Consider the following 8,987-nt stretch of genomic DNA (forward strand, 5'->3'; position numbering starts at 1 on the left):
CGCCGCCACCCCCACCGCCCCCGGCACCGGCGCCTCCGCCGGCCCCCGCGGCCGCGCCCGCGATCCGGGCGGCGTCGGCGTCGTCGGCTCCGCCCCGCCGGCAGGTCAGCCAGGGTGCGCAAGCGGACACGTCGTCCCATGAACCGGCACCTCAGCCGCCGAGCCCGCCCGATTCCTCCCCACAATTCCAGCAGTACGGACACCAGTGGCAGCAGCCCTGGCGCGACACGTCGCGGCGCGACTGGGACTGGCGTTCGTTCCGTTCGCAATTCGAGCACTCGGAGCACTCGGAGCCCCGGCACACCGACCACGATTCGTCACGCACCCACGACGACCGGCAATCCGAAGGGCGGAACTCCTGACCGTCAACACACCCGGGAATCGACACCCCGGGCGTGCCCTCCCCTCGATTCTCCAGGGAGAGGCGCAAAACTGCAGGTAGGCTTCCGGGCCATGGCCAGGAAGGGCCGGATCGACGCGCGGCTCGCAACGCAGGTGCTCGTGCTGCAGTTCGCGGTGGTGGCGATCACCTTGGTCGTCGCGTTCGTGATGTTCGCGGTACTCGGTCACCAGGAGCTTCGCCAGGAGTACGGCCTGCGCGCGCTCGACATGGCCCGCGTGCTCGCCGCAGCGCCCGCGGTTCGGGCCGACGTCACCGCGGTCGACGGGCAGCCGGGGCCGCTGGTGCCCTCTGCACTCGCCGCAGGCCCTCTGCAGACCGTCGCCACCCAGGTTCGGCAGCGCACCGACATGCTCTTCGTGGTCATCACCAACGACGAGGGCCTGCGACTGGCGCATCCGGACGTCGCCGAGTTGGGCAAGCGGACGAGCAGCGACCCGTCGGAAGCACTCGCCGGCCGCGAGGAGGTGGAACACGAGACCGGCACGCTCGGCCCCTCGGTGCGGGCGAAAGTTCCCATCTACGCGCCGAATTCGCAGCGGGTGGTCGGCGAGGTCAGCGTCGGGGTGTCGACGAAGGCCGTGCATGAACAGCTGTGGAGCAACCTGCGCGCCTCGGCGCTGCTGGGTGGCGTGGCCCTGCTGCTCGGCGCCGTGGGATCCGTGCTCCTCGCTCGCCGCTGGCGCTCGCTGACGCTGGGACTGCGGCCCACAGAGATGGCCGAGATGGTCCGGGTCCAGGCGGCGGTGCTGCACGGCATCGGCGAGGGCGTCGTCGCCGCGGATGCCGATTGGCGGACGGCGTTCGTCAACGACAAGGCCCGCCGACTGCTGGGAATCGGCGACGCACGGGGCCGGCCCGTGACCGACATCGGCCTGACCCCGCGGGTGCTCGCGGTGTTTCGCGCCGCGGACCCCACGCCCACGTTGGCCACGGTCGGGGAGCATGTCGTCGTGGTCTCCGCCAGGCCCGTCGAACGCAACGGGCGCAACCTCGGCACCGTGCTGGTGGTGCGGGACCGCACCGACGTCGAATCGCTGACCCGCCAGCTCGACGCCGTGCAGCTGATGAGCAGCGCACTACGCGCTCAGCGCCACGAATTCGCGAACCGGCTGCACCTGCTCAACGGCCTGCTGCACTCCGGGCACACCGACGAGGCGGCGAGTTATGTCGAGGAGCTGCTCGGCACCGGACCACTGGGCTCGTCGGTGCCGAACATGGATGCAGTGCGTGACCCGTACCTGCAGGCATTCCTCGCCGCGAAGGCAGCGGCCGCACGCGAAGCGGGCGTCACGCTCACGATCGGTGAGAACACCTGGGTCAGCGGACGGTTGGAGCTTCCGGTCGACGTCACCACCGTGCTCGGCAACCTGGTCGACAACGCCATCGACGCGACGAGGAGCGCCACAGGGGCGGTCAAAGAGGTCGAAATCGAACTGCTGCAGGAGCATTCGACACTTCACATCACCGTCGCGGACAGCGGCTCCGGGGTGGATCCCGAGTTCGTCGACCGGCTCTTCGTCGAAGGCACCACCACCAAACCCGATTCGGGCATCCCCGGCGGCCGCGGCATAGGGCTGGCGCTGTCCCGCCAGCTCAGCCGGGCACTCGGTGGCGAGCTGCGGCTGTCGAGCGCCGGTGACCCCGCCGCCCGGCTGTGCGGCGCAGAATTCATCGCCCGGCTGCCGGGAGTCATGATTGAGGAGGAGGCACAGTGGACGGCCCAGAATTGACGGTCCTGGTGATCGACGACGACTTCCGTGTGGCGAACATGCACGCCGAGATCGTCAAGGCGCTACCGGGATTCACCGTCGTGGAGACGGTGACCACGCTGGCGGCCGCGGGCCGGGTCGGCCCTGTGGACCTCGCCCTGGTCGACGTGTACCTGCCCGACGGGTCGGGCGTCGACTTCGTGCGTCAGCTGGCCGGTGACGCGATGATGCTCACCGCCGCCACCGAGGCGCACACGGTGCGGGCCGCGATCGCCGCGGGCGCGCTGGGCTATCTGGTCAAGCCGTTCCCGCCGACCGAGTTGGCCGCCCGGCTGGCCGGTTACGCGCGGTATCGCCGGATCCTCGCGGCCCAGACGCTGAGCCCCGCGGCGATCGACGCGGCCATCGACGCGCTGCGGCCGAAGATCGCGCCGCCACCGCAGTCCACGGCACCGCAGTCCCCCACCAGGAAACTCGTGTTGCAGGCCTTGCATGGTGCCGAACACCCGTTGTCCGCGGCGGAGGTGGCGGATGTGACAGGGGTGTCCAGGGCGACGGCGCAGCGCTACCTGGCGACGCTCACCGGTGCCGGCGAGGTGACGGTCGGGCTGAGGTACGGCACCACCGGTCGTCCCGAGCAGGAGTTCACCGCGGCGGCCGAGCGACCGCCGCGGCCTCGGCGCTGACGCTGCAACGGCGCTCAGTACGCGTCGTGCAGCCGCATCCACTCGTACGGCGGCTGCTGCGGCCATCCTTCCGGGGAGACCTCCCATGACTCCTGGCGGCCGTAGGCGGTCAGGTCGAGCAGGTCGAACACCACCATGAACGGCTCCTCCCCCCGGCGGTAGGTGCTCCAGGTGTGGAACACCCGGTCACCGTCGCGCAGGAAAGCGCTGATCGCATGGCGCTCCTCCCCGTCGACCGTCGCCTCGAAGTCCTCGTTGAAGGTCGACGTCCCCGACGACACCCACGGCAGGTCCCAGCCCATCCGGTCCCGGAAGGCCAGCAGCTTGCCCACGGGCGCGCGCGAGATCAAAACGAGTGACGTGTCTTTCGCGTGCAGGTGCGACAGCGGGCCGATGTGGTCGGCCATCATCGAGCAGCCGGCGCAGCCCTCGTCCCAGTCCGGCCCGAACATGAAGTGCTGCACGATGAGCTGGCGTCGCCCGTCGAACAGGTCGAGCAGCGACACCGGTCCGCTCTCGGTGTCGAACAGGTAGGGCTCGGTGATCTCGACCATCGGCAGCCGCCGGCGGGCAGCGCTGACCTCGTCCTTGTGCCGGGTCAGCTCCTTCTCCCTGACCAGCAGCTCGGCGCGGGCCCGCTGCCATTCCGCGCGGGAGACGATGGGCGGCAACGCCGACGGCCCGGTCACGCGAAGACCCCAACCGCATCAGCGACCCGGCGCAGCTGATCGATGTCGCTGCTCGTCGGAATCAAATGCACCTCGTCGGTGCCGATGTCGGCGAATCTACCGAGCACCTCGACGAGTTCGCGCTCGGTGCCTGCGAATCCAGTGGTCGGCGCCATCGCGTCGACGTACTCGGCCGGAATCCAGTTCATGTAGCGCCGCAGGTGGCGGTGCACCTGTCCGCGCGCACCTTCGTCGTCGCCGATTGCGAACCAGAACGACGTGCCCAGATGCGGCGCCGGCTTGCCGGCCTGGGCCCACGCATCGCGCGCGACGTCGTACAGTTCGCGCTGCTTGTCCAGATCCATGTCGAGTGTGATGCCGGCCAAGCCGCGCGCCCATGCCGCGGCGCTGCGCACGGTCTTCGGACCGATGCTGCCGACCAGCAGTTCGGGTCCGCCGGGCTGCACCGTCGGCGGCCCCACCGGCAGCACGGAGTCGGTGACCTTTTCCCCGGCCCACACCCGCTTCATCACCGCCACGCGCCGCGCCATCTCGCGCATCGTCTGGCTCGCGGGATCCGCGCCGGCGGCCACGTAGTCCTCGTGGCGGCCGCCCACGCCGATGCCGACCGTCAGGCGACCGCCGCACAGCATGTCACCGGTGGCCAGTGCCTTGGCCAGCATCACGGGATCGTGCAACTGGGGCACCACGACCGTGGTCACCAACCGCACCCGGTCGGTCCAGGCCGCCAGGGCGCCGAGCAGGGTCAAGCTGTCCGGATTGTCGAACGCGATGCGCTCGCCCCAGCACAGCGACGAGAACGGCCCACCGTCGATCACCCGGGCCCAGGCACACAGTTGGGCCGAATCGAGGTTCGGCTCCATCACCGGCATGGTCATCCCAATCCGCACGCGGCGATTCTGGCACGGGTGGCAGCATCCAGGACATGGCAATCGACGCAACGACCATCGGGCACATCCGGCTCACCGTGACCGACATCGACCGCTCACGGCAGTTCTACGAGCAGGTGTTCGACTGGCCGGTGGCCGTGGAGATGCCCGCCGATGCCGACACGGCGACCCGGGAACGGCTGCACTTCCTGTTCGGCGGCGTCCTCTACCGCGTCGGCGACCTGCTGATCGGCCTGCGGCCCGTCGGCACCGACCGGTTCGACGAGGACCGCACCGGCCTCGACCACCTGGCGCTGCGGGTGTCCGGCCGCGACGCGCTGGACCGCGCGGCTGCTCACCTGGATGCGCTCGGCATCGCCCACGAGCCGGTCAAGGCCATCGGGCACGGCTGGATCCTGGAGTTCCGCGACCCCGACAACATCGCGCTGGAGCTGATCGCCGAGGCGTAGGTCAGCGCCGCAGCCCGGCGACCGTCAACAGGTGTGGCCGGCGCAGGACCAGGCCCGCCCACAGCAGCACACCGACGTACACGGCGAACAGCGTGTGGGAGAACAGCGGCGCCTCGACCCGCATGTTGGCGGTGACCGCGCCACCGAGGTATGCGGTGATGCCGAGTGCGCCGAGCACGGCGGTCCGCGGAATCGCCCACACCGCAACGCAAATCGTCAACACGATGCCCATCACCAGCGTCTGCCCCTGCGGGAAGCCCAGCATGGCCGTGCCCTCTTCGGCCTGCGACGCACCCGCGAGCTTGCCGAGTGCGTCGAACACCAGGAACGCCCCGACGAGGACGCTGACCGCGATCCCGGCGCGCCGGCCCGCCCTGCTGCCTGCGGCGTCGACGGTGTTGTGCTGCGGTGATGATGCGGTGACGGTCATGGTGTGCCCCTCGGGAGTACGGCCTGATGTGTGACAGGGCAGACCGGAGTCCGCCGCGAAACTCATCGGTGCGGGGGTTTCCCCCCGCCGGATCAACGGGGAAACACTGTGTCGCCCGCCGCCGCGACTCCATAGGTTTGAGGACATGGTCGCAGTCACCTCGAGCCCACCGCCGGCGCCGCTCGCCGCCGGTGAGAGCACCGGACCCACCGCCTCCGAGGTCACGCCGGCCGTCCGCCACCTGGGTGTGACGGCGACGGCGTCGATGATCACCGGCGCCGCGATCGCCCTGGTGTGGTTCTGGATTCCGCTCGCGATCCTGGTCGTCGGCGTCTCGTCGATCCCGTCCGGCATCGGATTCGTGCTCGCCGCAGTCGTCTTCATCTACCTGATGCGCGGTGTCCAACACATCGAACGGTTGCGCAGCGAGGCGGTGTTCGGCCTGGGCATCGGCGTGGCAGCGCGCAATCTGTCGCACTACACCGGATTCGTGCGCTGGCTGCACCAGCAGTGGCTCGACTTCAGCAGCGCCCGGTTCTGGAAGAGCGTGGCACACCACTATCTGCGGATGGCCTACGACATGCTGGCCGTCGGCGCCGCATTCGCCCTGACCGCCTTCGCCTTCCTGGCGCCGCCGGCGGCGATGGCCGTCAGCGCGAGCGACGACGACGCCGGCCTGCCGTTCCTGTCGCCGGTGCTGGCGTGGCTGCTCGCCGCCGTCGCGGTGCTCGCCGCCGTCGCCATCCTGGTGTTCGCCCCCGCCCTCGACGCCAGGATCGACCGGTGGCTGCTGTCACCGTCACCAACCGCAGCGCTGCAACATCAGGTGAGTGCACTGGCCGACGCCCGCTGGGGCGCGGTGTCCTCGGCGCAGACCGAGCGACACCGCATCGAGCGGGATCTGCATGACAGCGTGCAGCCGCGGCTGGTGTCGCTGGCGATGACGATCGGACTCGCGCAGACCAAGCTCGACACCGATCTGCCCGCGGCCAAACAGCTCATCGCCGAGGCCCATGACGACGCCAAGAGCGCACTCGTCGAACTGCGCAACGTGGTGCGCGGCATCGCCCCCACGATCCTGTCCGATCGCGGGCTGGATGCGGCGCTGTCGTCGGTGGTGCAGCGGTCCGCGGTTCCGACCACGCTCGACCTGCAACTGCCCCGCCGGCTGCCCGACGAGGTGGAGGCGTGTGCCTACTTCGTGGTGGCCGAGGCGATCACGAACGTCGCCAAACACTCGCAGGCCAGTCAGGCGGTCGTCACCGTCCGGCTCGACGAGTCGTCTGAGGAGCTGCACGTCAACATCTTCGACAACGGCCGCGGCGGCGCGGGCATCACCGCGGACGACAATGCCACCGGCCTGCGCGGCCTCGACGAACGGGTGCGCGCCGCCCGCGGCGTCTTCACCGTCACCAGCCCGGCGACCGGCCCCACCAACGTCACAGCGGTGCTGCCATGCGCATCGTGATCGCGGAGGACTCCGCACTGCTGCGCGCCGGCATCGAGCGCATCCTCACCGATTCCGGCCATGACGTCGTCGCAGGCGTGCCGGACGCCACCAACCTGCTGCGCCTGGTCAACGAGGAGCATCCCGACCTCGTCATCGTCGACGTGCGGATGCCACCCACCTTCACCGACGAAGGCATCCGCGCCGCCGCGCTGCTGCGCAGCCAGAACCCCGAGTCGCCGGTGCTGGTGCTGTCGCACTACGTCGAGGAACGGTATGCCGCCGAGCTGATCGCCTCGGACACCAAGGGATTCGGCTACCTCCTCAAGGACCGGGTGGCCGACGTGCCTGCCTTCCTTGACGCCGTCGACGTGGTGGGCGGCGGGGGCACCGTGCTCGACCCCGAGGTGGTGTCGCAGATCCTGGTGCGCTCCCACCGGCGCAGCGTGCTCGATCAGCTGACACCGCGCGAACTCGAGGTGCTGCAACTGATGGCCGAGGGCCGGACGAACTCGGCGATCGCCACCGCGCTGCACGTCTCGGTCGGCTCCGCCGAGAAGCACATCGCGTCGATCTTCACCAAGTTGAACCTGACGCCCGACGAGGGCGAGAACCGTCGCGTGCTGGCGGTGCTGCGCTACCTCGAGTCGTGACCCACCCGGAAGGACCCCGCGCATGACCACCATCGCTCCCCCGCCGCCCGCACCGGCCGGACCGCCACCGCCGATCACGCCGGGCGCACGCACCGCGTTGCGCGCCGCTCTGATCACCGTCGCCGCCGTCCTGGTGGTCGGCAGCGTGGTGGCGTTCGGGGTCACGGCCTGGGGTGTCAGCACGGTCCGAGTGATCGCCGACAGCCAGGCACTGCCCGCCGCGATGCGCTCGCTCGTCGTCGACAGCGGCGAGGTGCCGGTCGCCATCCGCATCACCGCCGACCGGGCGGCCCGCGAACCCCGGGTCGATCTGCGACTGGTGAACACCAACCGCAGCGGCGAACACCGGCTCTCGGTGACAGGTGCAGGCGCCGAGCGGCGCGTGACGATCGAGGAGTCACCGTCGCCGATGTTGAAGTGGGCGCGCGGCGGCGAGATCACCGTCACGCTGCCGCCGGAACAGGCGCGCAGGCTCACCGTGCGCACCCAGCAGCGGACCGGCGTCGTGCTGGCGCAGGCCGATGTCGACCAGTTGATCGCCCGCACCGACGACGGGGCGGTCATCCTCAGCGGCGCCGCACGCCGGATCGAGGTCCACACCGTCGACGGCGAGGTGGCCTCGCACCACCCGGTCTCGGTGCGGGAGACATTCAGCGCCAGCACCTCCGACGGAGACATCGCGGTCGATTTCCGCGGCACCGCACCGCGCGTCGTCGACGCGGTGAGCCGCAGCGGCGACGTGGTGATCGGCCTGCCCGGCCGCGGCCCCTACCTGGTGCGCACCCAATCGGGTCAGTCGGCGACGGTCGCGGTTCCCGAGACCGACGATCCCGGCGCCGCCGTCGGCGATGTCACCGCGCGCTCTGAAACCGGCGACGTGGTGATCGAGGAAGCCGACATCCACCACCGCTGAGTCCGGCCCGCAAACCGCGACGACAGACCGGGCGACTCGCCGCCTGCGCCGCGGGCACGTCGCCGCGGCGCATGGCACCGCCGGTCGTCGCACACCTTCGGCGCATTGCGCTCCGGGCGATGACCTACTACTGCGGGCTCCTACCAGCCCGAATATCGACCCGGGCGTCAATTCATCTACGACTCGAGGCGTGTCTGGACTGCACGTGTTTCCCGGACAACCAACACGCGGCCGTGTCACGATAAGCGGCGTTACGCCGGCAACGGCAAACGCCGGGACGGCTCGTTGGGTCCGCACGTGAGGAGCAGTGGATGGGTTGGGCGACGACTTCGGGGCTCCGCGGCGCGATGACCAGAGCAGGTGTGGTCCTTGCTGGCATCGGCATCGCCGCCGCCAGTGCGATGGGCACCGCGAACGCACAACCGAACCCGAACGATCCTGAATGCCAGGTGAAGCCGTGGCTGCCCAGGTGCCTCGACAACCCACCGGGACCCGACGATCCCGCACCGCCGCCACCTCCTCCCCCCGGTTCCGGCATCCCGACCGGGCCGGCGGACATCGCGTGCATCAGCCAGCCCACCAATCCGATCTGTGCCGGCGGCCCCTACGCTCCCCCGACACCACCACCTCCGCCTCCGCCGCCTGGCGCGCCGCCGCCACCACCTCCCCCACCGCCGCCACCGGGCGGCCCCGTCGCTCCTCCGCCCGTCGCGCCGCC

General features: G+C 70.5%; 9 protein-coding genes. 6 read left to right on the forward strand and 3 right to left on the reverse strand.

Features of this window, described 5'->3' with window-relative positions; all coding sequences use genetic code 11:
* The first annotated feature begins 453 nt into the window (after nt 1–453).
* Both H7I41_RS20405 and H7I41_RS20410 read left to right on the forward strand, forming a co-directional pair.
* A complete protein-coding gene (locus H7I41_RS20405; protein ID WP_264014439.1) occupies nt 454–2,133 on the forward strand; it encodes a sensor histidine kinase in 1,680 nt (559 codons plus the stop codon).
* A complete protein-coding gene (locus H7I41_RS20410) occupies nt 2,115–2,798 on the forward strand; it encodes a response regulator (RefSeq protein ID WP_264014440.1) in 684 nt (227 codons plus the stop codon). Before H7I41_RS20405 ends, H7I41_RS20410 begins: the two co-directional genes overlap by 19 nt.
* A 14-nt stretch (nt 2,799–2,812) precedes the next feature.
* On the opposite strand, the gene H7I41_RS20415 is transcribed toward H7I41_RS20410, so the two are convergent.
* Together H7I41_RS20415 and H7I41_RS20420 are read right to left on the reverse strand one after the other, a co-directional pair.
* Entirely contained in the window at nt 2,813–3,487 is a 675-nt protein-coding gene (locus H7I41_RS20415) for a DUF899 domain-containing protein (protein ID WP_264014441.1), read from the reverse strand.
* Nucleotides 3,484–4,365 carry an LLM class flavin-dependent oxidoreductase gene (locus H7I41_RS20420; RefSeq protein ID WP_264014447.1) on the reverse strand — a complete coding sequence of 294 codons (882 nt, stop codon included), beginning with the start codon at nt 4,363–4,365 and terminating at the stop codon, nt 3,484–3,486. Before H7I41_RS20420 ends, H7I41_RS20415 begins: the two co-directional genes overlap by 4 nt.
* 47 nt (nt 4,366–4,412) lie before the next feature.
* On the opposite strand from H7I41_RS20420, the gene H7I41_RS20425 reads away from it, so the two are divergent.
* Nucleotides 4,413–4,826, forward strand: a complete 414-nt coding sequence (locus H7I41_RS20425; protein WP_264014442.1) for a VOC family protein — start codon at nt 4,413–4,415, stop codon at nt 4,824–4,826.
* Nucleotide 4,827: 1 nt separating this feature from the next.
* Here the strand turns inward: H7I41_RS20425 and H7I41_RS20430 are convergent, their stop codons facing one another.
* On the reverse strand, nt 4,828–5,256 hold the full coding sequence (locus H7I41_RS20430) for a DoxX family protein (RefSeq protein WP_264014443.1): 429 nt from the start codon (nt 5,254–5,256) through the stop codon (nt 4,828–4,830).
* A 145-nt stretch (nt 5,257–5,401) separates the two neighbouring features.
* Here H7I41_RS20430 and H7I41_RS20435 point away from each other — a divergent pair, with 145 nt between their 5' ends.
* From H7I41_RS20435 to H7I41_RS20445, 3 genes are read left to right on the forward strand one after another with little or no spacing between them, the layout of a single operon-like run.
* Entirely contained in the window at nt 5,402–6,724 is a 1,323-nt protein-coding gene (locus H7I41_RS20435) for a sensor histidine kinase (RefSeq protein WP_264014444.1), read from the forward strand.
* Entirely contained in the window at nt 6,712–7,356 is a 645-nt protein-coding gene (locus tag H7I41_RS20440; RefSeq protein ID WP_264014445.1) for a response regulator transcription factor, read from the forward strand. Before H7I41_RS20435 ends, H7I41_RS20440 begins: the two co-directional genes overlap by 13 nt.
* A gap of 22 nt (nt 7,357–7,378) precedes the next feature.
* Nucleotides 7,379–8,269: a DUF4097 family beta strand repeat-containing protein gene (locus tag H7I41_RS20445; RefSeq protein WP_264014446.1), complete on the forward strand. Its 891-nt coding sequence runs from the start codon at nt 7,379–7,381 to the stop codon at nt 8,267–8,269.
* Nucleotides 8,270–8,987: the final 718 nt, after the last annotated feature.

This window comes from [Mycobacterium] manitobense, from assembly GCF_025821665.1.
GTDB classification, from domain to species: domain Bacteria; phylum Actinomycetota; class Actinomycetes; order Mycobacteriales; family Mycobacteriaceae; genus Mycobacterium; species Mycobacterium arseniciresistens.

Excerpts from the sequence above, each read along its gene's own strand:
- H7I41_RS20445 (WP_264014446.1), top strand. The coding sequence starts at position 7,379 with ATGACCACCATCGCTCCCCCGCCGCCCGCACCGGCCGGACCGCCACCG.
- H7I41_RS20405 (WP_264014439.1), top strand. The coding sequence starts at position 454 with ATGGCCAGGAAGGGCCGGATCGACGCGCGGCTCGCAACGCAGGTGCTC.
- H7I41_RS20440 (WP_264014445.1), top strand. The coding sequence starts at position 6,712 with ATGCGCATCGTGATCGCGGAGGACTCCGCACTGCTGCGCGCCGGCATC.
- H7I41_RS20425 (WP_264014442.1), top strand. The coding sequence starts at position 4,413 with ATGGCAATCGACGCAACGACCATCGGGCACATCCGGCTCACCGTGACC.
- H7I41_RS20420 (WP_264014447.1), bottom strand. The coding sequence starts at position 4,365 with ATGACCATGCCGGTGATGGAGCCGAACCTCGATTCGGCCCAACTGTGT.
- H7I41_RS20435 (WP_264014444.1), top strand. The coding sequence starts at position 5,402 with ATGGTCGCAGTCACCTCGAGCCCACCGCCGGCGCCGCTCGCCGCCGGT.
- H7I41_RS20430 (WP_264014443.1), bottom strand. The coding sequence starts at position 5,256 with ATGACCGTCACCGCATCATCACCGCAGCACAACACCGTCGACGCCGCA.